The following is a 23,336-nucleotide window of genomic DNA, read 5'->3' as shown; positions in this document are numbered from 1 at the left end:
GGGGCACCGCGGGCCCTCACGGTCAGGCGGTCAGCGGACCTCGCACGGCGGCGTCACCGGCGGACGCGGGCGCGGGACCGACCACGGCCGTCGCGCCGTCGATCCGCGCCACCACCACCGGCGTGCCGGGCGGGAGCGTGGTGCCGTCCGCGGTGCGCGCGCTCCACACCTCGCCGGCCAGCTTGACCCGACCGGTGACGCCGTCGACGCTCGCCACGGTGACCGCGTCCCGGCCGACCAGGGCGTGCACGTTCGTCTCCTGCAGCGGCACGCGCCGGCGCAGGTGGCCCAGCAGCCACGGGCGCAGCGTGAACAGCAGCACCGCGGCGGTCACCGCCGCGACGACCACCTGGACGATCACGGGTGCGCCCAGACCCGCCGCCACGGCACCGGCGAGCGCCCCGCCGGCGAGCATGATGAGGACCAGGTCCAGCGAGATCATCTCGAGGACGCCCAGCGCGAGCGCTCCGCCGACCCACCAGAGCCACCCCATCGTGCCCACCTCCACCGGTCGACGGACCACCGCACGGATCCTGTGACGATCCTAGACGACGTCTTTGCCCGCGCGTGGTCGGACGGGCGTCCGCCGCCCGGTCCGTCGGCGTCCGTGCCGGCCCACGATCCCGGGACCGTCAGTGCGCGCCGCGGACCGCCGTGCTCGTCACCGCGTGGGCCGACCAGCGGCCGTCGGCGTGGTCGAGGCGCAGGCTCACGTCGAACGCCCCCGAGAGGTTCTCGGCCGTGAGGACGTCGACGATCGGCCCGGCGGCGTGCACACGCCCCTGCCGCAGCAGCAGCAGGTGCGTGAACCCCGGGGGGATCTCCTCGACGTGGTGCGTCACCAGCACGAGCGCGGGCGAGCGCGGGTCGCGCGCCAGCTCGGCCAGCGCCCCCACGAGCTCCTCGCGGCCGCCCAGGTCCAGGCCCGCGGCGGGCTCGTCGAGCAGCAGCAGCTCGGGGTCGCTCATGAGCGCCCGGGCGATCTGCACGCGCTTGCGCTCCCCCTCGGAGAGGGTGCCGAAGAACCGGTCCGCGAGGTGGTCCACGCCGAACGCCGCGAGCAGGTCGCCCGCGCGGGACTCGTCGACCTCCTCGTACGCCTCGCGCCACCGCCCGGTGACCCCGTACGCCGCGGTGAGCACGACGTCACGGACGGTCTCCCCTGACGGGATCCGGTCAGCGAGCGCGGCGCTCGACAGCCCGATGCGCGGGCGCAACTCGAACACGTCGGTCGCGCCGAGGCGCGAGCCCAGCAGCTCGGCGGCACCGCTCGTCGGGTGCATGCGGCCCGACGCCACCTGCAGCAGCGTGGTCTTGCCGGCGCCGTTGCGGCCGAGGACCACCCAGCGCTCCCCCTCACGGACCGTCCAGGAGAGGTCGTCGAGGATCGTCGTCGTCCCTCGGCGGATCGTCACGGCCTGCAGGTCGAGCACGTCGGTCATGGGCACAGACCCTAACCGGCGCAGGCCGCGCGCCGCGCCGCCCGACGAGGTCTGTCCCGGACGGGGGCGGCACGGGGCGCCCCGGGCGGGTCGGCAGGCGGATGCTCACACCTCGATGCTGAGCATCGTCGAGGAGTGCGCGACCTCGTACCCGAGCGAGGCGTACAGCCCGTGCGCACCCGACGGGTTGGCGGTGTCGACACCGAGCTCGGCATACGCCATGCCGTCGGCGGCGTACGCGCGCATCACCGTGGCGAGCAGCGCCACGGCGACCTTCCGACCCCGCCACGCGCGGCGCACCCCGAGCAGCTCGGTGTACCCCGAGCGGTAGCCGGCGACCTCCCAGTCCTGCTCGAACCGGCCGGACAGCGCGTAGCCGACGACCTCGCCGGAGTCGTCGACCGCGACGAAGCTCCACGTCGGGGCGAACATCGACCGCCCCTGGCTCCACTGCTCGGCGGTGCGCGGCTCGCTGCCCCAGTGGTCGGCGAACGCCTCGTTGTGGGCCAGGCGGACGGCGTCGTCGAGCTCGGGGCTCCACGGCACGACCCGGAGACCGTCGAGCGCGGGGACCGGCGGCAGCGGCCCGGACAGCGGGCGGCCCATCTCGGTGTAGTACCGGATCGGGGTCAGTCCCGCAGCACGGTAGAGGCGGACCGTGCCCGTGGCGACGTCCTCCGCATGGGCCGCGATCCGCGCGGGCGCGTCCTTGCCGCACGTCGCCAGCACCTGCCGCGCCCGCCCCGTCCCCCACCGCACGAGCTCGCGGCCGACACCGCGACCCCGCCACGCGGGGTCGACCCCGCCCCCGAGGAAGACACGGACGACCGACTCGTCGCCGGGCGGGGCGTCGACGCCCATCCAGGCCCGCATCCGCCCGTCGGCGTCGACGCCGACCCGGGTGTCGAGCGCCAGGTCGCGCCACGGGGCCTCGAGCTCGTCGACGACCTCCTCGACCGCCGTCCGGTACGGCACCCCGTCGGCGTCCTCCACGACGGCGGTGAGCGCGCCGAGCTCGGCCGCGTCGGTCGCCGCGAGGGGACGCCACGTCAGGCCGGACGCGGACGACGGCTCGTCGAGGACGGTCGGTGCGGCGGCGCGGACGGCCAGGGGTGCGGTCTCGGTGGTCCCGGTCATGGCACCAGCGTGGCCCGGGGCGGGCGCCCCGGGCCAGCACATTGCGGGCGGACGCGCGTCAGGCGTCGATGCGGGAGCGGTCGAGGTCCTGCGCGCCGGCGACGATGAAGTCCTTGCGGGGCGCGACGTCCGAGCCCATCAGCAGCTCGAACACCTGCTCGGCGCGGGCGGCGGCGTCGACGGTCACGCGCCGCAGCGTGCGGAAGCGGGGGTCCATCGTCGTCTCGGCGAGCTGGTCGGCGTCCATCTCGCCCAGACCCTTGTACCGCTGGATGTCGTCCTTGTAGCGGCGACCGGCACGGTCCAGCTTCTTCAGCGTCGTGGCGAGCTCGGCCTCCGAGTAGGTGTAGAGGTACTCGCCCTTGCGCGACCCGGAGCCGAGCACCTCGATCCGGTGCAGCGGCGGGACGGCGGCGTAGACCCGACCGTCCTCGACGAGCGGGCGCATGTACCGGAAGAACAGCGTGAGCAGCAGCGTGCGGATGTGCGCACCGTCGACGTCCGCGTCGGTCATCAGCACGATCTTCCCGTACCGCGCGGCCTCGAGGTCGAACGTGCGACCCGACCCGGCGCCGACGACCTGGATGATCGAGGCGCACTCCGCGTTCTTCAGCATGTCGCTGATGGACGCCTTCTGGACGTTGAGGATCTTGCCGCGGATCGGCAGCAGCGCCTGGTAGTCCGAGCTGCGCGCGAGCTTGGCCGTGCCGAGGGCGCTGTCTCCCTCGACGATGAACAGCTCGCTGCGCGCGACGTCGTCGATGCGGCAGTCCGCGAGCTTGGCGGGCAGCGACGACGACTCCAGCGCGTTCTTGCGCCGCGAGATCTCCTTCTGCTTGCGGGCCGAGATCCGCGCCCGCATCTCCCCCACGACCTTGTCGAGCAGCAGCGCGGACTGGGCCTTGTGCTCGCGGCGCGTGGACGTCAGCAGCGCCGTGAGCTCCTTCTCCACGACGCGGGCGACGATGCCGCGCACGGGCCCGGTGCCGAGGACCTCCTTGGTCTGGCCCTCGAACTGGGGCTCGGCGAGCCGCACCGTCACCACCGCGGTGAGGCCGGCGAGGGCGTCGTCCTTCTCGATCCGCTCGGCGGTGTCCTTGGTCGACACCTTCAGGCGGCGGGAGTTCGCGGTCACCTGCGTGCGGATCGTCTTGAGCAGGCCGGCCTCGAAGCCGGCCAGGTGCGTGCCGCCCTTGGGGGTGGCGATGATGTTGACGAAGCTGCGCACCTCGGTGGCGTAGCCCGTGCCCCAGCGGACCGCGACGTCGACCTCGCACCGGCGCTCGACCTCGCGCGGCGCCATGTGGCCGCGCTCGTCCAGCACCGGCACCGTCTCGGTGAACGAGCCCTCGCCCGTCAGGTGCCACACGTCGGTGACCTGGGCGTCCGGTGCGAGGTGGTCGACGAAGTCCACGACGCCGCCGGTGTGCAGGAAGGTCTCCTCGTGCGGGCCGTGCTCGCCGGGGGTCCCGGCCAGGCCGCGCTCGTCGCGCACCGTGATCGCCAGGCCCGGCACGAGGAAGCTCGTCTGCCGGGCACGGGTCACGAGCTCGTCGTAGGAGAACGTCGCCGACGGGGAGAAGATCTGCCGGTCCGCCCAGTACCGCACCCGGGTCCCCGTGCGCGCGCGCGGCACCTTGCCGACGACGGCGAGCTCGGAGCCGGAGACGAACGGCTCGAACGGGGCGTCGGGCCCGACGCCGGCGCTGTCGTCGAACACACCGGGCTCGCCGCGGTGGAACGTCATGCGGTGCGTGCGACCCCCGCGGTCGACCTCGACGTCGAGCCGCGCGGACAGCGCGTTGACGACCGAGGCACCGACGCCGTGCAGGCCGCCGGACGCGGCGTACGAGCCGCCGCCGAACTTGCCCCCCGCGTGGAGCTTGGTGAGCACGACCTCGACGCCGGTCAGACCCGTCTTCGGCTCCACGTCCACGGGGATGCCACGGCCGTTGTCGTGCACCTCGACCGAGGAGTCCGCGTGCAGGATCACCGCGATGCGGTCGCCGTGACCGCCGAGCGCCTCGTCGACCGAGTTGTCGATGATCTCCCAGAGGCAGTGCATGAGCCCGCGGCTGTCGGTCGTGCCGATGTACATGCCGGGGCGCTTGCGCACGGCCTCGAGGCCCTCGAGCACCGACAGGTGCCGGGCGGTGTAGCCGGTCGGGTCCGAGGTGGTCGTCACGGCCCCGATGGTAGTCGCGCCCGCCCACGCACCCGTGGCGACGCCCGGCGCCGGCGCAGGTCCGCGCCGGGTGTCCGACGTCCAGCACGTCGGCGTCCACGTGTCGGACGTGTGACGCCGGTGCCCGGGACGCGCGCCCCGGTGTCACGAACATGTTGTCGGGACGCAACGATCTTGTACGCAGAGAGCGAACCACCCGTCCCCGAGGGGAACGATCGCGCGAACGGATGGTTGTATGGAGGCGTGACTGGGACGACGACCGACTCGATGGCCCCGCTGACGACCGCCGACCGCTGCGACCGCTGCAACGCACAGGCCTACGTCCGTGTCGTGCTGCCGGTGGGAGAGCTGCTGTTCTGCGCTCACCACGCGCGGGAGCACGCCCCGAAGTTCTCCTCCGTCGCGACGCACGTGCAGGACGAGACCGATCGTCTGCACGCCGAGCACGGTGCGGGAGCGACCGTCTGACGCCAGACCCGGAACGCGCGTCCCGACGCGCACCGACCACGAGGCCCGGACCGCAGGTCCGGGCCTCGTCGCGTCCCCACCGGGACGGCCGCGCCGGCACACGTGCCGGCTCGCCGCACGGGCTGGGGAGGCGCCACGGGCCGGGGCGGCGCCACGGACGACGCAGCAGAGGACCCCCGCGACCTCGACGGTCACGGGGGTCCTCTGCGCGGTTCGCGACCCGTCGGCCGCGCGTCGTGCTCAGTCGAGGTAGTCGCGCAGCACCTGCGAGCGCGACGGGTGCCGCAGCTTCGACATCGTCTTGGACTCGATCTGGCGGATGCGCTCGCGCGTGACGCCGTAGACCTTGCCGATCTCGTCGAGCGTCTTCGGCTGACCGTCCGTGAGGCCGAACCGCATGGAGACGACCCCGGCCTCGCGCTCCGACAGCGTGTCGAGCACCTGGTGCAGCTGCTCCTGCAGCAGCGTGAAGCTCACCGCGTCCGCGGGGACGACCGCCTCGGAGTCCTCGATGAGGTCGCCGAACTCGCTGTCGCCGTCCTCGCCGAGGGGCGTGTGCAGGGAGATGGGCTCACGGCCGTACTTCTGGACCTCGACGACCTTCTCCGGCGTCATGTCGAGCTCCTTGGCCAGCTCCTCCGGCGTGGGCTCGCGGCCCAGGTCCTGGAGCATCTGGCGCTGCACACGGGCGAGCTTGTTGATGACCTCGACCATGTGCACCGGGATGCGGATGGTGCGGGCCTGGTCGGCCATGGCGCGGGTGATCGCCTGCCGGATCCACCAGGTGGCGTACGTGGAGAACTTGTAGCCCTTGGTGTAGTCGAACTTCTCGACCGCACGGATCAGGCCGAGGTTCCCCTCCTGGATGAGGTCGAGGAAGAGCATCCCGCGACCGGTGTACCGCTTGGCGAGGGAGACGACGAGGCGGAGGTTCGCCTCGAGCAGGTGGTTCTTGGCGCGGCGGCCGTCCTGCGCGATCCATTCGAGCTCACGACGCAGGCGCGGCTCCAGCTGGTCACGGGTCTCGGCGAGCTTCTCCTCGGCGAACAGGCCGGCCTCGATGCGCTTGGCGAGCTCGACCTCCTGCTCGGCGTTGAGGAGGGCGACCTTGCCGATCTGCTTGAGGTAGTCCTTCACGGGGTCCGCGGTGGCGCCGGCGGTGACGACCTGCTGCGCGGGGGCGTCGTCGTCGTCGGCGTCGGAGTAGACGAACCCCTTGTCCTCGGTCTCGTCCTTGCCTGCGGCCTTGTCGGTCGACGCGGCGGGCTTGGCGTCGGTCTCCTCGTCGCCGTCCTCGACCTCGACCACGTCGACGACGTCGGTGACGTCGACGTCCTCGATCTCGACGTCCTCGATCTCGACCTCGTCGTCGCCGGGTGCGGCCTTGGCGGCCTTCGCCCCCTTCGCCGCCGGCTTCGCCGCGGCCTTCGTCGCCGTCTTGGCGCGGGCGGGGGCGCGGGTGGCGGGCGCGGCCTCGTCGGCTGCGGCGTCGGTCGTCGACGTCGTCGTCACGGCCGAGGCCCGCGGGGTCCGCGACACCGACGCCTTGGCGGACGGGCGGGTCTTCGCGCTCGTCGCGGCGACCGCGCGACCGGCGGAGCCGAGGTCACGGACGTCGATGCCGGCCGTGCCCAGCCCACGCACGACGGCCCGCAGGCGCTTGGGCCCCTCGACGCCGGCGGCCTCGCAGGCGAGACGGACGGACTGCGTGTCGACGGAGCCGTGCGTGCGGCCGCGCATGACCAGCTCCTGGAGAGCAGGGTGCTCGAACTCGCGCGGGAGTGCGGGATGGGGGGTCTGGGACGTCACGAAGGACCTTTCGGCAGCGCGGCAGCCGGATCTGCGGAGGATCCGAAGGACCGGGAGACTGACGGATATTGTACCGACCCCACGGGCACCCGGCCGGAGGACCGGGCGGGTGACGGCAGCACAGGGCGACGGCAGCACGACGCCACCACGGCAGGCGCGGGGTGCGGGGCTCTGTGCGTCCAACGGACGACGGGCCCCCGGGATTCCCCGTCGTCCCGAGCTGCGCGCCGCCGGACCGGCGCCGCGCTCGCTCAGGCAGTGGGCTTGACCGTCAGCACCGGGCAGGGCGCGTCGAAGAGCACCCGCTGCGCGTTCGCGCCGAGGATCAGCTTGCCGACCGGGCTGCGTCGGCGCAGACCCAGGACGATGAGGCACGCGTCGATCTGCTCGGCGGTCGTGATGAGGTCGTCCGCCGCGTCGCCGCCCTCCAGGCGTCGCACCTCGTGCTCGACGCCCTCGGCGGTGAGCTCGGCCGACGCCGCGGCCAGGGCCGCATCCGTCTCCGCGCGACGCTCGGCGCTCTCGTCGGGCCGGGCGCTGAGCACCACGACCACGCGGGTGCCGCGGAGCCGGGCCTCCCCGACCGCTGCGCCGAGCGCAGCCCGACCCTCCGGGGTCGCCAGGTACCCGACAACGATGCCCATCGACGTTGACCTCCTCGTGCCGGGCCGCAGTCCCGGCCCGCCTGACGCGACCGTACCGGAGTGCGGGCGCCCCGACGACCGGGACCGGTCCTGGCCGTCGCGCGCGGCGGGCGCGTTCAGGCGTCGCGGCGCACCCATCCGGGTGCGAGGCCGGCGTCGAGCGTTCCCTCGAGCAGCAGCGCGAGCCGGTGGCCCGGCTCGTCCTCGAGCGCCATGCCGACGAGGACGCCCGCCCGCGCGCCGTCGCCACGCCACCAGGCCAGCAGCCCGAGCAGCGTCAGGGCGGGGGCCTGCGCACCCCGCGCGCCGTGCGCGACGACGCGCTCGAGCACGGCCTCGTGCAGCCCGGTGGTCGACGGCGGCGGCACGGCCCGCGCGGGGTCGACGACGGCAGCGACCGCCTGCCCGATCGCCGCGTCGTCAGCAGGCTCCGGTCCTGCGCCGGCGAGCGACCTCTCGGCGAGCCGCCCCGTCCCCGGCACGAAGGTCACGAGGACGGCGTCCCGGACGCGCCGGTCGGCGAGCCCGGCCTCGATGCGACCGAGGCACGCGAGGCCGGTCGGCCGCGCCGGCACCGCCGTCGGGTCGCCCGCCCGTGCGACCTCGACCCGCCACGCCGCGAGCACGCCGGCACGCCACGCCGCGAGGCCCTCGCCGCCCGCCGCGTGCGCGTCGCGGGCGGCCGCGGCCCATCGGGCACGGACGCGGGCGACCGACCGTCGCGCCTCGGCGGGCGCGAGCGCGATCCGTGCGACGTCGGCGCGGCTGGCGGCGACCGCCACGCCCTCGAGCACCATCCGGGCGCCGACCGCCGTCGACTGCAGGTCGCGCAGCGGGCGCCCGCCCGGCGGGCAGCAGCCGTGGTCGCAGGCCAGGCACCCGTACCCCTCGTCCCCGACGACGAGCACGTCGACGGGGCCCAGCGGGACGTCGGCGGCCTGCCGCACGTGCGCGACCGCCCGGTGCGCGGGCGCGCCCGACGGCACGCCGGGCCCCTGCGGGAGGTACAGCACGAGCACGGCCCGGCGGGCCCCGTCGCGGTCCAGGTGGCTGACGAGGGTCCGGGCGACCCGGGCACCGTCGGCGGGGTCGAGCAGGTCGGCGAGGTCGACGCGCACGACGAGGCCGACCTCGTGGCGCGGTCCGCGGAGGCTGACGAGGACGGCGCTGCGGGCGGGGACGAAGCCGAGCCGGTAGGGCACGTAGGCGAGCAGCTCGCGCGGCTCGGCGATGCGCAGCGTGGTGGCGGGTTCCATGCGAGGAGCCCACCGCACGGGCGCCGGGCGCGGAGGCGCCCCGCACCGACGCCCACGGCGGGCGCGGTCCGGAACGGGCTGTGGACGGCTCGTGCCCGGCGCCGCCCCGCTACCCTGCTGCGGTGCCCCGTCCGACCGACCGCGCCCGCCGCGCCGCCGCCTGGCGGGCCGTGGTCGCGACCTGCCTGCTGCTGGGCGCGTGCACCGGCCCGTCGGCCCCGGACCCGTCCGCCGCCACCGCCACGTCGCCCGTGACGGCGCCGGCCGCGTCGCCCGAGCCGACGGAGTCGTTGATCACCGACGCGGTCGGCGAGCACACGGCCGTCGGCGAGCTCGTCGAGGGCTTCCCGACCGGGCTGGTGCCCGTGCCCGACGGCGCGGAGGTCCTCGTCTCGTCCGCCGAGCAGCTCGAGGACGGGCGGTGGCGGATCAGCCTGAACCTGCGCACCGACCAGGACGTGGCCGGGCTCGTGGCGGCGGTCCGCGACCCCCTCGTGGCGGCGGGCTTCACCGAGCAGGCCGACACCCCCGAGGACGGGCTGGCCGCGCGCTCGACGTTCGCGCGCGGCGACGCCGGCGAGCTGCTCGTCGTGGGCGTGCTCGACCGTGACGGCGTGCGCACGCTCACCCTGGGCGGCACGGTCGTCCCCTGAGGTCCGCCGCCGGACGGCCCCGGGCCACGAGGTCGCGCACGGACCGGCGGACCCGGCCGGGTCTCGCCTAGGGTGTCACCGTGCTCCCCCACACCCCCTCCCTCGTCGACGCCGAGAACGTGCGTGAGGGGGTGGACGCGGCCCTCGCCCGGCACGTCGCCGACCTCGGTGACACGGTCGCCCCCTTCGGCACAGACGCCGACCCCCTGCTCGACGCCGTGGCCCGCATGGTCGCGGGCGGCAAGCGCCTGCGGGCGGCGTTCTGCTGGTGGTCCTGGCGCGCGCACGGCGGCCGCCCGGGAACCCCGCAGGCCCAGGCGCTGCTGCGCGTCGGCGCCGCGCTGGAGCTGTTCCAGGCCGCCGCGCTCTTCCACGACGACGTGATGGACGGGTCGGACACGCGGCGCGGGCTGCCCGCCGCGCACCGCGCGTTCGCCGCACGGCACCACGAGCACGCATGGGCCGGTGACGCCGACCGGTTCGGCGAGTCCGTGGCGATCCTGCTCGGCGACCTGTCCCTGGTCGCGAGCGAGCAGGAGCTGGCCGCCGCGCTCCGGGCGTTCGACGAGCCCGAGGCGACGGCGGCGCGCGCCGTGTTCGACCTCATGCGCACCGAGGTCACGGTCGGGCAGTACCTCGACGTGCTGGCCCAGGCCCTGCCGTGGGGCGAGGACCCGGCCGAGGACGAGGCCCGGGCCCGCCGGGTGATCCGGGCGAAGGCCGCCCGGTACAGCGTCGAGCACCCGCTGGTGCTCGGGGCGCTGCTGGCGGGGGCGGACGAGGCCGACGTCGCGGCGTGCCGCGAGATCGGGCTGCCGCTCGGCGAGGCGTTCCAGCTCCGGGACGACCTCCTGGGCGTCTTCGGCGACCCGGCCACGACGGGCAAGCCCGCCGGGGACGACCTGCGGGAGGGCAAGCGGACCGTGCTCGTCGCCCGGGCCGCGGCGCTGGCCGCCGCCGCCGGCGACGACGAGGCGGTCGTCACCCTGACCGACCGGCTCGGCGCCCCGGACCTCGACGACGAGGAGGTCGCGCAGCTGGCGGCGCTCGTGCGGCGCACCGGCGCACCCGACCAGGTCGAGGCGCTCATCACCGAGCTCGCAGGCCCCGCGTTCGCGCTCATGGAGGCCCGGCCGTGGACCGAGCCCGCGCGGGGCCACCTGGTCGCGCTCGCGCACGCGGCGGTCGACCGCCGCGCTTGACCGCCCGCCGCTCCCGCGGTGCACCGGGGCAGGGCCGCGCGAGCGGTCACCCGGCCCGGGTGTCACCCCGGCCGGCACAGGTGCTCAGAGCAGCGCCTGGGCGACCCGTCGCACCTCGGTCTTGCGGCCGGCGCGCAGCGCCGCGATGGGCGTGGTGCCGAGCGACTCCTCGTCGGTGAAGAACCACCGGACGGCCTCGGCGTCGTCGAACCCGGTGTCGCGCAGGACCGTCAGGGTCCCCTGCAGCGCGGCCAGGACCGCGGAACCCGCGGTCGCCGTCGGGTCCGGTGCCGCGGGGTTGGCCAGGTGCCCGGGCACGAGGAACGCGGCCGGGACCGAGACGACGGGCGGGGTGCCGCGACGCACCCCGAGCAGGCGACCCTCCTGCAGCAGGCGGCGCACGCGCCCGGCGTCGATGCCGAGGCGCTCGGCCACGTCGGGCACGGTCAACCAGTCGCCGACGATGTCGTCGAGGTCGCCGGGCAGGTCAGAAGCTCGTCCACTCACCCGGTCAGCCTACGGCCCCGGGCACGTCTCCCCGCGAATCGGACGCTCGGCTTCCCAAGCGTCTGGACCTCGTCTAGCGTCACTTTTTGTCACACCTGTCACACCAGTCACTTGCACCCCGTCTGCGGTGCACGACGTCCACAGCCTGGGGGGGCCATGTCGTCTCGAGCACACGCGCTGCGTGCGCGTCCTGTCCGCCGCGTCGCCACCGGGACGGGCGCCACGCTCGTCCTCGCGGGCGCCGCGATCGCCGCGAGCGCCACCGGCGCGCACGCCGACTCCGACTACCGCGTCCGCGACGGTGACACCGTCTCGGGGATCGCGCAGCGCACCGGCGCGACGGTCACGTCGATCACGTCGGCGAACCGGCTGGCCGACCCGGGGCGCATCTACGCCGGGCAGGTGCTCCGGATCCCGTCCGGGTCGTCCTCGGCGGGCACGCCGACCTCGCCCACGCCGTCCGCGCCCGCCGCGCGCAGCCACACCGTGCGCGGCGGCGACACCGTCTCGGCCATCGCCCGGGCGTACGGCAGCACCGTGGCGGGGATCGTGCATGCCAACGGGCTCGACCGGCGCGCGTTCATCCGCGTCGGCCAGCAGCTGACGATCCCGGGCCGTGGGGCGGGCACGCCGACGGCCCCGGCGGCGACCACCCCCACGGCGACCTCCGGCGGCTACACCGTGCGCGCGGGCGACACCGTCTCGGCGATCGCCGCCCGCCACGGCACGACCGTGCAGGCCGTCGTGGCCGCGAACGGCCTCGACGCCCGCGCGTTCATCCGCGCCGGCCAGCGCCTCACCGTGCCCGGCGCGTCCGCGGGCACCACGAGCACGACGTCGACCGCGTCGACGGACCGGGTGGGCAGCACCTTCGCCGGCCGCACCTACGCCGACGACGTCGTGGCCGCCGCGAACGCCAACAAGTCGACGCTCGTCGGGCAGTCCACCCCCACCCGCGCGCAGATGCAGGAGAAGGTGCGCGCCACGGCGTCGCAGATGGGCGTCGACCCTGCCCTCGCCCTCGCGGTCGCGTACCAGGAGTCCGGCTTCAACCACACGGCCGTCTCCCCCGCCAACGCGATCGGCACGATGCAGGTCATCCCGACCTCCGGCGAGTGGGCGTCGCAGATGGTCGGCCGCGACCTGGACCTGCTCGACCCCGACGACAACGTCGTGGCGGGCGTGGCGATCCTGCGCACCCTGGTGCGCACGTCGCCCGACCTGCCCACCGCGATCGCGTCGTACTACCAGGGTGCGGGGTCCGTGCAGCGCCACGGCATGTACGCCGACACCCGTCGGTACGTGGCGAACGTCCAGACGCTCATGTCACGGTTCGGCTGAGACGCGCACGACGGCGCCGAGCCTCACCCGTCCGGCCCATCGCGGACCGTAGACTCCCGCGCGTGGGAGCCACCGTCACCGATCCGCTCGTCGGCCGTCTCGTCGACGGCCGGTACGAGGTCGTCTCACGCATCGCGCGCGGCGGCATGGCCACGGTGTACCTCGCGGTCGACCGCCGGCTGGACCGCGAGGTCGCGCTGAAGGTCATGCACCCGCACCTCGCGGAGGGCACGTCGGGCGAGGCGTTCGTGGCGCGCTTCCGCCGCGAGGCGCGCACGGCGGCCCGCCTGACCCACCCGGGCCTCGTCGCCGTGTTCGACCAGGGCGTCGACGGCGAGACGTCGTACCTGACGATGGAGTACGTCGACGGGCAGACCCTGCGCCGCACGCTCGGCGAGCGCGGCGCGCTGCCCGTGGGCGAGGCGCTGCGCGTGCTGGAGCAGGTGCTCGACGCCGTCGCCACGGCGCACCGCGTCGGCCTCGTGCACCGCGACGTCAAGCCGGAGAACGTGCTGATCGGCACGGACGGGCGCGTCCGGGTCGGGGACTTCGGCCTGGCGCGGGCCGTCACGGAGGTCACGTCGACGACGACGGGCACCGTGCTGGGCACCGTCGCCTACCTGGCACCCGAGCTGGTCGCGCAGGGCGCGAGCGACGTGCGCACCGACGTCTACGCGTGCGGCGTCATGCTGTTCGAGATGCTCACCGGGCGTCAGCCCTTCGTCGGCGAGACGCCGATCCAGGTCGCGTTCCAGCACGTCAACTCGCAGGTCCCGGCGCCGTCGTCGCTGCAGGAGTGGCTGCCGTCGGAGGTCGACGAGCTCGTCGGCGCCCTGGCCGCCCGCGAGCCCGCGGACCGTCCGGTCGACGCGACCGCCGCGCTCCACCTGGTCCGCCGCACCCGGGCCAGCCTCGACGACGCGACGCTGGCGCGGGGCGCGGACGTGGTGCCGTCGATCGTCCTGCCGTCGGCCACCGACCCCGGCGCCGACGACGACGCCCCCGCCGGGACGGACGACAGCGGCCGGACCACGGTCCTGGCGCTGGACGCCCGCGGCAGCACCGTCGCCCTGCCGATCGGCGCCGTCACCGCGCGCCCGGCAGCCACCGCTCCCGCGCGCGCCCGGCGCCCCTGGCGTGCCGTGCTCGTCGTGGCGCTGGTGCTGGCGCTGCTCGGCGGGGGCGGCGCCTGGTACGCCCTGGCCGGGCCGGGCGCTTACACCACCGTCCCGCCCGTGGTCGGCGCGAGCGCCGACGAGGCGGCGCAGACGCTCGCACGCGCGAACCTCGACGCGTCGCCGACCGAGGCGTTCGACGACGTCGTGCCCGCAGGCACGGTGGTCTCGACCGACCCCGGCCCCGGGGAGGACGTCCGCAAGGACGGCACCGTGGCGTACGTCGTCTCGAAGGGCCCCGACCTGGTGACCGTCCCCGACGGGCTGGTCGGCGCCATGCAGGCGGACGCGAAGCGGGCACTCGAGTCCGCCGACCTCGTCGCGGACTACGGCACGCCGGAGCACCACGACACCGCACCGTCGGGGCAGGTGCTGTCGGCGACGCTCGAGGACGGTGCCGACGCCGAGGCCGGGGCCGAGGTCCGCCGCGGCTCGACGGTGCGGCTCGTCGTCTCCTCCGGACCGGCGCCGGTGACCGTCACCTCGGTGATCGGGATCAGCGTCGAGGACGCGACCGCCCAGCTCGAGCCCGACGCCCTCAAGATCGAGGCGACGGAGCAGTACAGCGACGACGTCGCCGCCGGCCTGATCATCTCCCAGGAGCCGGCCGCCAGCGCCGAGGCCCGCCGCGGCGACACGGTGAAGGTCGTCGTGTCGCTCGGTCCGGAGACCGTCGAGATGCCCGACCTGACCGGCAAGCAGTTCGCCGTCGCCAAGAAGGAGCTCGAGGACCTCGGGCTGTCGGCGAAGCGGGAGAACGTGCTCGGCGGTCTGTTCGGCACCGTGCGGCAGCAGAGCGTCCCGGCCGGGGAGCAGGTGCGCAAGGGCACCGAGGTCGTCCTCACCGTCGTCTGACCGACCTCGGCGCGCCGCACGCAGGGCCCCGAGGACGACGCAGGCCCCGGACCGTGCGGTCCGGGGCCTGCGTCGTCGGTGCCGGTCAGGCGCGGCGGAGGAGCTCCACCACCTGGAACGCGAGCTCCAGCGACTGCTGGTGGTTCAGGCGCGGGTCGACGAGGGTCTCGTAGCGACGGGCCAGGCCCGCCTCGTCGATCTCCTCGCCGCCGCCGAGCACCTCGGTGACGTCGTCGCCGGTGAGCTCGATGTGCAGGCCGCCGGGCACGGTGCCGAGGCTGCGGTGCACCTCGAAGAAGCCGGCGACCTCGTCCATCACGTCGCTGAACCGGCGCGTCTTGTAGCCGCTCGGGGTCGTGATGCCGTTGCCGTGCATCGGGTCGCACACCCAGGTCACGGGTCGACCGTCGGCGGTGACCTTCTCGACGAGCGCGGGCAGCAGGTCGCGGACCTTGCCGGCCCCCATGCGCGTGATGAACGTCAGGCGCCCGGGGGTGCCGGTCGGGTTGAGCCGGTCCATCAGCGCGATCGCGTCGTCGCCGGACGTGGTGGGTCCGAGCTTGACGCCGATCGGGTTCTGCACGCGCGAGAAGTAGTCGACGTGCGCCCCGTCGAGCTGGCGCGTGCGCTCCCCGACCCACAGGAAGTGGCCCGAGCAGTCGTAGGGCAGGCCCGTGCGCGAGTCGATGCGCGTCAGGGGCCGCTCGTAGTCCAGCAGCAGGCCCTCGTGGCTGGCGAAGAAGTCGACGGTGCGCAGCGCGTCCACGTCCGCGCCGCACGCGGCCATGAAGCGGATGGCCCGGTCGATCTCCGCGGCGATCTCCTCGTACCGCGCGTACGCGGGGTTGGCCGTGAAGCCGCGGTTCCACTCGTGCACGCGCAGCAGGGACGCGAACCCGCCGGTCGTGAACGCCCGGATGAGGTTCAGCGTCGACGCGGACGTGTGGTACGCCTCGAGCAGCCGCTGCGGGTCCGGCGTGCGGGCCTGCTCGGTGAACGCGTGGTCGTTGATGATGTCGCCACGGAACGCCGGCAGCGTCACGCCGTCACGCGTCTCGGCGTCCGACGAGCGCGGCTTCGCGTACTGCCCCGCCATCCGCCCCATCTTGATCACCGGCAGGCTGGCGCCGTACGTGAGCACGACCGCCATCTGCAGGATGGTCTTGACCTTGTTGCGGATGTTGTCCGCGGTGGCCTCGGCGAACGTCTCGGCGCAGTCACCGCCCTGCAGCAGGAACGCCTCGCCGCGCGAGGCGGCCGCCAGCTGCGCGCGCAGGGCGTCCGCCTCGCCGGCGAAGACGAGCGGGGGCAGGGTCGCGAGCCGGTCCCGCACCCGTCGGACCTCGACGGCGTCGGGCCAGCTCGGCTGCTGGGCCGCCTGCAGCTGCTCCCACGCGTCGAGGCCCGCGACCACCCGCGGGTCCGGCTCGACGCTCATGCGTGGCTCGCCGGGACGAGCTGCTGGCCGATGTCCTGCAGGAGCGCACCGAACCACGGCTGGGAGACGTCGAACGCCTTGCCGCCGGCGATGCGGGGGAACTCGATGGCGCGCAGGCGGTCGCCCTGCTCCTCGTCGTGGCCGATGACGCCGGCCTCGCCCCGCAGCGCGCACTCGACGGCCAGGTCGGTCATCGACTTGATGAGGCGCAGGTCCTCGGCGTTCGCCGCGGCGGCACGGGAGTAGTACCCCGACTTCTGGACCATGGTCTTCTCCGCGCCGAGCTTGGCCGCGAACTGCTTCGCGAACCACTGGCCGGGGTTGATCGTGTCGAGCTTGACGTGCCCGAACGGGTCGCGCTCGACGGTCTCGCCGGCGGCCTCGAGCTGCTCGACGATCTCGTGCATGCCCGCGCCCTCGGACAGGAAGATGTTCACGTTGCCCTGGCTGTCCATGATCGCCTTGAGGCGCTCGGCCTCGGCGTCGATGTCGAGCGCGAGCTCGGGCAGGAAGACGGCGTGCACGTCCCAGCGCTCGCGCGACAGGCCGATGCCCGGGACCCACTCCTGCTGGTCGAGCCAGCGACGGTACTCGGCCGCCGCGGCGGCCGTGAGCCACCCGCAGTGCCGACCCATGACCTCGTGGACGATGAGCATGCGCGGGCCCGAGCGGTGCTCGCCGATGATGTTCGCCGCGAACCCGGCGGCCTCCTCGGCGGCGGTCCACGCGCCGAGCGACTGCTTGATCGGGACGACGTCGTTGTCGATCGTCTTGGGCAGGCCGACGACCGTCAGGCCGTAGCCGTTGTCCGCGAGGTACGCGGCGAGGTCGGCCGCGGTGGTGTTGGTGTCGTCACCGCCGATGGTGTGCAGCACGTCGACGCCGTCGGCCTTCAGCTGCTCGGCCGCCACCTGCAGCGGGTCCTGGCCCTCGGCCACCAGACCGCGCTTGACGCAGTCCTTGGCGTTGGTGAGCTTGACGCGCGAGTTGCCGATCGGCGAGCCGCCGAAGCGGTGCAGCACACCGGCCTGGGCACGGACCTCGGGGGTGATGACGATCTTGTCGCCCCGCAGCAGGCCGTGGTAGCCGTGCTGGTAGGCGATGATCTCGACCTCGGGTGCGATCTCGGTGTAGCGCTCGATGAGCCCGCCGACGGCGGACGACAGGCACGGAGCGAAACCGCCGGCGGTCAGGAGGGCGACGCGACGGACCGACATGGGGACACACCTCTCGTTGGACGAGCACAAGGAACAGCCACGCCCGCGGCGCGGCGGGCCCAGCGTGCCGCGCGGTCCGGGGCCGGGGCCGGGACCGAGGTCCGGGTCCGCGACGAGGTCGGGCGGCGGTCACGTCGGGCACGCGCCCGACGGGGCACGGCACGGGCCCGGAACGCGTCCGGGGCCTCGGTCATCCTACGCAGGCGCGGGGCCGTCCTCCGGCGGGACCGGAACCTGGACATCGGGCACCGGGCGCCCGCCCGGGGCGGCCGGCAGGCGCTCCCCGGGGGTGGCGGCCGCGGGGTGCCCCGTGGCGATCCGGGCCTTCTGCGTCGCGGCGTAGACGTCCGCGTACTCCTGGCCCGACAGGCTCATGATCGCGTACATGATCTCGTCGGTGACCGAGCGCAGGATGAACCGGTCGTTCTCCATGCCGCGGTAGCGGCTGAAGTCCATGGGCTCGCCGATGACGATGCCGATCCGCATGATCTTGGGGATGCGACGGCCCATCGGCTGGGCGACGCCGGTGCCGACCATGGCCACCGGGACCACGGGGGCGCCGGACTCCAGCGCGAGCCGCGCGATGCCCGTCTTGCCGCGGTACAGGCGCCCGTCGGGGCTGCGCGTGCCCTCGGGGTAGATGCCGAAGAGCCCGCCCTCCTGCAGGCGGCGCAGGCCCGTGCGCAACGCGGCCTCGCTGGCCTTGCCGCCGCCGCGGTCGACGGGGATCGTGCCGACGCCGCGCATGAACCCCGCGGTCATCCGGCCCTTGAGACCGCGACCGGTGAAGTACTCCTGCTTGCCGATGAAGACGATCTCGCGGTCGAGCACGAGGGGCAGGAAGAACGAGTCGATGACGGCGAGATGGTTGCTGGCCATGATCGCCGGCCCGTCGCCCGGGACGTGCTGCGCACCGCGCACCCACGGCCGGTAGACCAGCCGCAGCAGCGGCCCGACGAAGACCCGCTTCATCAACCAGTAGAACAACATCTCTCCTCACCGACGGCCCGGGGGGCGCCCGTCCGCGTGCCAGCGTGCCGTCCGTCGCACCGACGGTGCGGGTGCACCGGGTCGGCACGTCCGGTCCGACTCTAGAGTGCTCACATGGCTGCTCGCCCCGACGACGCCCCCGGCGCCGACGACCGCTCGCCCGCCGAGGGGCCCGACGGCCCCGGCGAGGCCTCTCCCCCGCCCCACGCGCCGGGCGGGGAGCACGACGCCGCGTGGGCGTCGATCGTCGCCCGGCTGGACGACCTGCGTGACCTCGACCTCGGGCTGGGCGACGACGGCGACGCCGGGACGCGGCGCGGGGCGGGCGACGACGCGCCCGGCGACGAACCCGTCCACGCGGCCGGCGCGGCCGGGCCCGTGGTCCTGTCCGGACGCGACTGGGACGGCACCGCCCAGTACGACGAGGCCGAGGACGCCGTCGACGACCACGAGCACTTCGTGCCGCCGGACCCCGGCCCCGTGCTCGGCGGGGACCCGCTGCTCACGATGGCGTGGGTCGCCGTCGCGGCCGCGCCCCTGCTCCTGCTCGTCGTGGCGCTGGGATGGCGCGACGCACCCACGCTGCTCGTGCGCGGCGCCCTGGTCGTCTTCGTCGCCGCGGTGGGTCTGCTGGTGTGGCGGATGCCGCACCGGCGCGACCCGTCCGACGACGACACCGGCGCGGTCGTCTGACCGCCCTCAGTCCCGGACGCGGGCCAGGTCCGCAGCGCCCACCATGCCCGCGTCGTTGCCCATCGCGGCGACGACGATCGACGCCTCGGGGCGGTGACCGCGGCCGGAGAGCTGCTCGGCGAACGCCGCGCGCGCCGGCCCGAGCAGCAGGTCGCCCGCGGCGCTGACGCCGCCGCCGAGGACGAAGAGCTCGGGGTCGAGCAGCGCGGCGACGGTCGCGGCACCCTCGCCCACCCACGTGGCCAGGCCGGTGAGGAGGTCGACCGCGAGGGGGTCGCCCGCCTGGGCCGCGGCCGTCACCATGGGCCCCGTGATCCCGGCCGACGTGCCGCCGGCGAGGTCGAGCAGGTGCTGGGCGCGCGCCGGCTGCGAGATCGCGGCGGCCTGGGCGTCGCGCACGAGCGCCGACCCCGACACGTACTGCTCCCAGCACCCCTGGTGCCCGCAGCCGCAGTAGTGCCCGCCCGGCACGACCCGCATGTGGCCGATCTCCGCCGCGACGCCCCACGCGCCGCGCACGAGCCGGCCGTTCGTGACGACGGCACCGCCCAGACCGGTGCCGAGCGTGAGCAGGACCATGTCCTGCGCGTCGCGGCCGACGCCGTACCGGAACTCCGCCCAGCCGGCGGCGTTGGCGTCGTTCTCCACGACGATCCGCACGTCGGGCGCGTCGATCAGCGCGGCGACCCTGTCGCGCAGCGGGTAGTCGCGCCAGGCGATGTTCGGCGCGAAGAGCACGCCCGAGCGGTCGGCGGCGACGAACCCGGCGGCCGCCAGGCCCACCTCGCGCACCTCGAAGTCGACGGTCAGCTCGCGGTAGACGTCGGCGATGGCCGCGTCGATGCTGGCCACGTCGTCGGGGTCGGTGTCACGGCGCGTCTTGGCGAGGATGCGCCCCTCGTCGTCGACGACCCCGGCCGCGATCTTCGTCCCGCCGATGTCGACACCGATGGCGTGCATGAGGTTCCTCGCTCCTGACGTGGGGGGCGTGCGTCGCTCGCACGCGCGCCCACGCTAGCGGCACGCCGTGGGAGCGCGCGCACCCGACCGTCCCGGGTGGCCCGTGCCGCACCGCGTCGGCGGGGTGGCACGGACGCACCGCCACCCGGACGGGCGCCCTGGTCAAGGGCCCTGCGTCCCGTATCCTGTGACCTACCCCACCCCCTGCCGATGGAGTCAGACGATGGAGGAGTTCCGCACGCCGCAGCTGGTCGAGACCGACCCTGCGGACAACCTCAACGACCTGCTCGCCGCACGCGTGCGCGCCACCCCCGACAAGGCGGTCGTGGAGCGCAAGGCGTCCGACGACGCCCCGTGGGAGCCCCTGACCGCGCGCGAGTACGACGCGCAGATCGTGGCCGTCGCGAAGGGGCTGGTCGCCCGCGGCGTCGCCGTCGGGGACCGCGTCGGCATCATGTCGCGCACGCGGTACGAGTGGTCGCTGCTCGACTGGGCCACGTGGGCCGCCGGTGCCGTGCCGGTGCCGCTGTACGAGACGTCGTCGGCCGAGCAGGTCGAGTGGATCCTCACCGACGCGGACGTCAGCCTGCTCGTCGTCGAGACCGCGGCGCACGCCGCCGTCGTCGACGAGGTCCGGGCCCAGGCTCCCACCCTGCGCGAGGTCCTCGTCATCGACGACGGCGCCGTCGACGCCCTCGTGCGGGACGGGGCAGGGGTCGACGACGCCGAGATCGCCCGGCGCCGCCACGCCGCCCGGCGCGACGACGTCGCCACGATCATCTACACCTCGGGGACGACCGGCCGGCCCAAGGGCGTCGAGCTGACGCACGGCAACTTCGCCGAGCTGACGACGAACGCCGTCGAGAAGCTCGGCGTGGTGGTGAGCTCACCGAACGCCCGGACGATGCTCTTCATGCCGCTGGCGCACGTCTTCGCGCGCTTCGTGCACGTGCTGACGATCCCCGCCGGGGCGGTCCTGGGGCACTGGCCCGACACGAAGACCCTCGTCCAGGGCATCGGCACGTTCCGGCCGACGTTCATCCTGTCGGTGCCGCGCGTGTTCGAGAAGGTCTACAACTCGGCCGAGCAGAAGGCCGCCGCGGGCGGCAAGGGCGCGATCTTCCAGCGCGCCGCGAAGACGGCGATCGTGTACTCGCGGGCGCTGGACACCCCGAGCGGTCCCAGCCCGTGGCTGCGGCTGCAGCACAAGGTCGCCGACGTGCTCGTCCTGTCGAAGATCCGGGCCGTGCTCGGCGGGCAGGTCGAGTGGGCGATCTCCGGCGGCGCGCCCCTCGGCGAGCGGCTGGGCCACTTCTACCGCGGTGTCGGGCTGAAGGTGCTCGAGGGGTACGGCCTGACCGAGACCACCGCACCGGCCACCGTCAACCTGCCCGACCGCACCAAGATCGGCACCGTCGGCCCGCCGCTGCCCGGCACCGCCATCCGGATCGCCGCCGACGGCGAGGTCGAGATCCAGGGCATCCAGGTGTTCCGCGGGTACCACGCCAACCCGGCCGCGACCGCCGAGGCGATGGACGGCCCGTGGTTCCGCACCGGCGACCTGGGCTCCCTGGACGAGGACGGCTTCCTGCGGATCACGGGCCGCAAGAAGGAGATCATCGTCACCGCCGCGGGCAAGAACGTCGCCCCGGCCGTGCTCGAGGACCGCCTGCGCGGGCACCCCCTGGTCAGCCAGGTCGTCGTGGTCGGCGACCAGCGCCCGTTCATCGGCGCGCTCATCACGCTCGACCCCGAGGGCGTGCCCGGCTGGCTCGCCGCCCACGGCAAGCCGGCCATGAGCGTCGAGGAGGCCGCCAAGGACCCGGACGTCCTCGCGTCGCTCGACAAGGCCGTCGAGCGCACCAACAAGGCCGTCTCGCGCGCCGAGTCCATCCGCAAGTACCGGATCCTCGACCGCGACCTGACGATCGCCGACGGGTACCTCACGCCCAAGCTCAGCGTGCGGCGCGCCGAGGTGCTCAAGGACTTCGCGGCGGACGTCGACGCGCTCTACGCGGACGCGCCCGTGCACTGACACCCGCACGCACGCGGGCGGGCCGACCCGTCCGCGTGCGGCGGTGTCACGAGCGCTGCGCGCGGGCGACGAGCGTCGCGGACGGCACGGCCCACGCCCCCGCCGCCTCGACGTCGCGGACGACCTCCTGGTCGCTGGTCACCACGACCAGCACCCGGCCGGGGGGTTCCGCGGCGACGAGGCGGCGCAGGAGGTCGTCCGCGATCTCGCCCGTCGAGAACAGCACGCGCACGCCCCGGTGGGCCGCGGGCGGGCGGTGCCCCTCCTGCCCGTCGAAGCAGCACGTCACCTCGGCGCCCGTGAGCGCGGCCACCCGGGCGAGGGCGTCGACGAGCACCCGGCGCTGGTCGGCCAGCGACAGGCCCGGCCAGCCGGTCTTGGAGACGTTGTAGCCGTCGACGACCAGGTGCGCGCGGGGCAGCCGCAGGAGGTCGTCCAGCAGGGCGGGGTCGTCGACCTGCCGCCCCCGGGACGTGGGGCGGGCCGAGGTCGCGTCGCCGGCCTGCGCCTGCGCGACGAGCTCCGCCGGCGTCGCGGCCGCGGGCGGCAGGGCGAGCTCGTGCCGCAGGCCGGACGTGACGTCGACGAGCGTGTCCAGCAGCAGCCGGACGCGGGCGTCCGCGAGACGCCGGCCGGCCCGCTCCGCGTCGCGGGCCGCGCCCTGCTCGGCCCGCGACGCCCGGCGCTCGTCCTGCACGCGGCCGAGCAGGGCCTCGGCCTCGGCCCGAGCGGCCCGGGCGGCCTCGAGGTCCGCGGCGGCCCGCTCCCCGGTGCGGCGGGCCTCGCTGCGCGCCCGGTCGGCGTCCGAGCGCAGCCGGCGCAGCTCGCGCTGCAGGGCAGCCAGCTCCTCGCGTGCCAGCCGCTCCCCCTCGCGCGCGACGCCGAGGGCGGCGCGCAGGTCCTCGACCTGACGCCTCGACGACTCCAGGGCGCGGTCGTCGTCGGGCTCGACCGGCTCGGCGGCGGGCACCAGGGCGCTCCAGTCCTGCCCCAGCAGCCACGCGCCCGCGGCCGCGGCCCACGACGGCGACGGGCGCTCGTCGCCCGCCAGCTGCTGCGCCGTGGCGGGGTCGCCCAGCGCCCACACCCGCGTGACCCGGGCGCGGAATCCGTCGTCCTCGTGCAGCGCCGCCCACAGCGGCCCGGCGCCGGCCGCGGCGCGGCGCCGTGGCGCGAAGCGGCGCACCGCCCGCAGGGAGGCCGGCACCTGGACCTCCTCGACCTCGCCGAGCACGTCCGCCGCGAGCCGCAGCACCGCCGCACGCAGGGGCGCGGGCACCGGTCGGTCGTCCTGCTCGCTCATCCCCCCACCGTAGGTGCCCGCCGGTG

The 23,336-nt window shown here is 75.0% G+C and carries 20 protein-coding genes; 7 read left to right on the top strand and 13 right to left on the bottom strand.

From position 1 onward, the window contains the following. Positions 1-22: 22 nt before the first annotated feature. The 4 genes from FBY24_RS15170 to FBY24_RS15155 all read right to left on the bottom strand — a co-directional run bounded on the left by FBY24_RS15170 (position 23) and on the right by FBY24_RS15155 (position 4,764). Positions 23-493 carry an NfeD family protein gene (locus tag FBY24_RS15170; protein WP_142161843.1) on the bottom strand — a complete coding sequence of 157 codons (471 nt, stop codon included), beginning with the start codon at positions 491-493 and terminating at the stop codon, positions 23-25. A gap of 139 nt (positions 494-632) precedes the next feature. Beyond that, positions 633-1,442 carry an ABC transporter ATP-binding protein gene (locus tag FBY24_RS15165; protein WP_140458778.1) on the bottom strand — a complete coding sequence of 270 codons (810 nt, stop codon included), beginning with the start codon at positions 1,440-1,442 and terminating at the stop codon, positions 633-635. Positions 1,443-1,547: 105 nt separating this feature from the next. Beyond that, positions 1,548-2,579, bottom strand: a complete 1,032-nt coding sequence (locus FBY24_RS15160) for a GNAT family N-acetyltransferase (RefSeq protein WP_142161841.1) — start codon at positions 2,577-2,579, stop codon at positions 1,548-1,550. 58 nt (positions 2,580-2,637) lie between these two features. Next, positions 2,638-4,764, bottom strand: coding sequence for a type IIA DNA topoisomerase subunit B (locus tag FBY24_RS15155; protein ID WP_142161839.1), 2,127 nt, complete (start codon positions 4,762-4,764; stop codon positions 2,638-2,640). A gap of 267 nt (positions 4,765-5,031) precedes the next feature. Between FBY24_RS15155 and FBY24_RS15150 the strand changes: the two genes are divergently transcribed. Further along, entirely contained in the window at positions 5,032-5,232 is a 201-nt protein-coding gene (locus FBY24_RS15150) for a hypothetical protein (protein WP_140459185.1), read from the top strand. 240 nt (positions 5,233-5,472) lie between these two features. Here FBY24_RS15150 and FBY24_RS15145 read toward each other — a convergent pair whose 3' ends face one another. The 3 genes from FBY24_RS15145 to FBY24_RS15135 all read right to left on the bottom strand — a co-directional run bounded on the left by FBY24_RS15145 (position 5,473) and on the right by FBY24_RS15135 (position 8,941). Further along, complete coding sequence (locus FBY24_RS15145; RefSeq protein WP_140458775.1) at positions 5,473-7,041, bottom strand: RNA polymerase sigma factor; 1,569 nt, start codon at positions 7,039-7,041, stop codon at positions 5,473-5,475. Positions 7,042-7,292: 251 nt separating this feature from the next. Continuing rightward, positions 7,293-7,685, bottom strand: coding sequence for a universal stress protein (locus FBY24_RS15140; RefSeq protein ID WP_140458774.1), 393 nt, complete (start codon positions 7,683-7,685; stop codon positions 7,293-7,295). Between the two features lie 116 nt (positions 7,686-7,801). Continuing rightward, complete coding sequence (locus tag FBY24_RS15135; RefSeq protein ID WP_142161837.1) at positions 7,802-8,941, bottom strand: DUF4192 domain-containing protein; 1,140 nt, start codon at positions 8,939-8,941, stop codon at positions 7,802-7,804. 122 nt (positions 8,942-9,063) lie between these two features. Here FBY24_RS15135 and FBY24_RS15130 point away from each other — a divergent pair, with 122 nt between their 5' ends. Further along, complete coding sequence (locus tag FBY24_RS15130; protein WP_255432424.1) at positions 9,064-9,594, top strand: hypothetical protein; 531 nt, start codon at positions 9,064-9,066, stop codon at positions 9,592-9,594. A gap of 80 nt (positions 9,595-9,674) precedes the next feature. After that, entirely contained in the window at positions 9,675-10,796 is a 1,122-nt protein-coding gene (locus FBY24_RS15125; protein WP_142161833.1) for a polyprenyl synthetase family protein, read from the top strand. An 84-nt stretch (positions 10,797-10,880) separates the two neighbouring features. Here the strand turns inward: FBY24_RS15125 and FBY24_RS15120 are convergent, their stop codons facing one another. Continuing rightward, positions 10,881-11,303 (bottom strand): Rv2175c family DNA-binding protein, encoded by a 423-nt coding sequence (locus FBY24_RS15120; protein WP_142161831.1) that lies wholly within the window; start codon positions 11,301-11,303, stop codon positions 10,881-10,883. 156 nt (positions 11,304-11,459) lie between these two features. On the opposite strand from FBY24_RS15120, the gene FBY24_RS15115 reads away from it, so the two are divergent. After that, entirely contained in the window at positions 11,460-12,644 is a 1,185-nt protein-coding gene (locus FBY24_RS15115) for a LysM peptidoglycan-binding domain-containing protein (protein ID WP_142161829.1), read from the top strand. Positions 12,645-12,706: 62 nt separating this feature from the next. Continuing rightward, positions 12,707-14,674, top strand: coding sequence for a Stk1 family PASTA domain-containing Ser/Thr kinase (pknB, locus tag FBY24_RS15110; RefSeq protein WP_142161828.1), 1,968 nt, complete (start codon positions 12,707-12,709; stop codon positions 14,672-14,674). An 85-nt stretch (positions 14,675-14,759) separates the two neighbouring features. On the opposite strand, the gene FBY24_RS15105 is transcribed toward pknB, so the two are convergent. From FBY24_RS15105 to FBY24_RS15095, 3 genes are all read right to left on the bottom strand, one after another. Next, positions 14,760-16,112, bottom strand: coding sequence for a class II 3-deoxy-7-phosphoheptulonate synthase (locus FBY24_RS15105; RefSeq protein WP_140458767.1), 1,353 nt, complete (start codon positions 16,110-16,112; stop codon positions 14,760-14,762). Further along, positions 16,109-17,329 carry a pyrophosphate--fructose-6-phosphate 1-phosphotransferase gene (locus tag FBY24_RS15100; protein ID WP_142161826.1) on the bottom strand — a complete coding sequence of 407 codons (1,221 nt, stop codon included), beginning with the start codon at positions 17,327-17,329 and terminating at the stop codon, positions 16,109-16,111. The genes FBY24_RS15105 and FBY24_RS15100 overlap by 4 nt, the downstream gene beginning before the upstream one ends. Positions 17,330-17,524: 195 nt before the next feature. Beyond that, entirely contained in the window at positions 17,525-18,316 is a 792-nt protein-coding gene (locus tag FBY24_RS15095; RefSeq protein WP_255432422.1) for a 1-acyl-sn-glycerol-3-phosphate acyltransferase, read from the bottom strand. A gap of 117 nt (positions 18,317-18,433) precedes the next feature. On the opposite strand from FBY24_RS15095, the gene FBY24_RS15090 reads away from it, so the two are divergent. Then, complete coding sequence (locus tag FBY24_RS15090; protein ID WP_142161824.1) at positions 18,434-19,012, top strand: hypothetical protein; 579 nt, start codon at positions 18,434-18,436, stop codon at positions 19,010-19,012. Positions 19,013-19,018: 6 nt separating this feature from the next. On the opposite strand, the gene FBY24_RS15085 is transcribed toward FBY24_RS15090, so the two are convergent. After that, positions 19,019-19,972 (bottom strand): ROK family glucokinase, encoded by a 954-nt coding sequence (locus tag FBY24_RS15085; protein ID WP_142161821.1) that lies wholly within the window; start codon positions 19,970-19,972, stop codon positions 19,019-19,021. Between the two features lie 223 nt (positions 19,973-20,195). Between FBY24_RS15085 and FBY24_RS15080 the strand changes: the two genes are divergently transcribed. After that, complete coding sequence (locus FBY24_RS15080) at positions 20,196-22,007, top strand: long-chain fatty acid--CoA ligase (protein ID WP_142161819.1); 1,812 nt, start codon at positions 20,196-20,198, stop codon at positions 22,005-22,007. A gap of 46 nt (positions 22,008-22,053) precedes the next feature. On the opposite strand, the gene FBY24_RS15075 is transcribed toward FBY24_RS15080, so the two are convergent. Continuing rightward, on the bottom strand, positions 22,054-23,310 hold the full coding sequence (locus FBY24_RS15075) for an NYN domain-containing protein (RefSeq protein WP_142161817.1): 1,257 nt from the start codon (positions 23,308-23,310) through the stop codon (positions 22,054-22,056). Positions 23,311-23,336: the final 26 nt, after the last annotated feature.

The sequence above is a fragment of the Cellulomonas sp. SLBN-39 genome (genome assembly GCF_006715865.1).
In the GTDB taxonomy this organism is placed as follows: Bacteria; Actinomycetota; Actinomycetes; order Actinomycetales; family Cellulomonadaceae; genus Cellulomonas.
The sequence above is the reverse complement of the archived record's forward strand: the minus strand, read 5'-3'. Positions and strand labels throughout refer to the sequence as shown.

Coding starts and splice junctions, on each gene's coding strand:
- FBY24_RS15170 (WP_142161843.1), bottom strand. CDS start 493: ATGGGGTGGCTCTGGTGGGTCGGCGGAGCGCTCGCGCTGGGCGTCCTC.
- FBY24_RS15165 (WP_140458778.1), bottom strand. CDS start 1,442: ATGACCGACGTGCTCGACCTGCAGGCCGTGACGATCCGCCGAGGGACG.
- FBY24_RS15160 (WP_142161841.1), bottom strand. CDS start 2,579: ATGACCGGGACCACCGAGACCGCACCCCTGGCCGTCCGCGCCGCCGCA.
- FBY24_RS15150 (WP_140459185.1), top strand. CDS start 5,032: ATGGCCCCGCTGACGACCGCCGACCGCTGCGACCGCTGCAACGCACAG.
- FBY24_RS15140 (WP_140458774.1), bottom strand. CDS start 7,685: ATGGGCATCGTTGTCGGGTACCTGGCGACCCCGGAGGGTCGGGCTGCG.
- FBY24_RS15135 (WP_142161837.1), bottom strand. CDS start 8,941: ATGGAACCCGCCACCACGCTGCGCATCGCCGAGCCGCGCGAGCTGCTC.
- FBY24_RS15115 (WP_142161829.1), top strand. CDS start 11,460: ATGTCGTCTCGAGCACACGCGCTGCGTGCGCGTCCTGTCCGCCGCGTC.
- FBY24_RS15105 (WP_140458767.1), bottom strand. CDS start 16,112: ATGAGCGTCGAGCCGGACCCGCGGGTGGTCGCGGGCCTCGACGCGTGG.
- FBY24_RS15100 (WP_142161826.1), bottom strand. CDS start 17,329: ATGTCGGTCCGTCGCGTCGCCCTCCTGACCGCCGGCGGTTTCGCTCCG.
- FBY24_RS15090 (WP_142161824.1), top strand. CDS start 18,434: ATGGCTGCTCGCCCCGACGACGCCCCCGGCGCCGACGACCGCTCGCCC.
- FBY24_RS15085 (WP_142161821.1), bottom strand. CDS start 19,972: ATGCACGCCATCGGTGTCGACATCGGCGGGACGAAGATCGCGGCCGGG.
- FBY24_RS15080 (WP_142161819.1), top strand. CDS start 20,196: ATGGAGGAGTTCCGCACGCCGCAGCTGGTCGAGACCGACCCTGCGGAC.
- FBY24_RS15075 (WP_142161817.1), bottom strand. CDS start 23,310: ATGAGCGAGCAGGACGACCGACCGGTGCCCGCGCCCCTGCGTGCGGCG.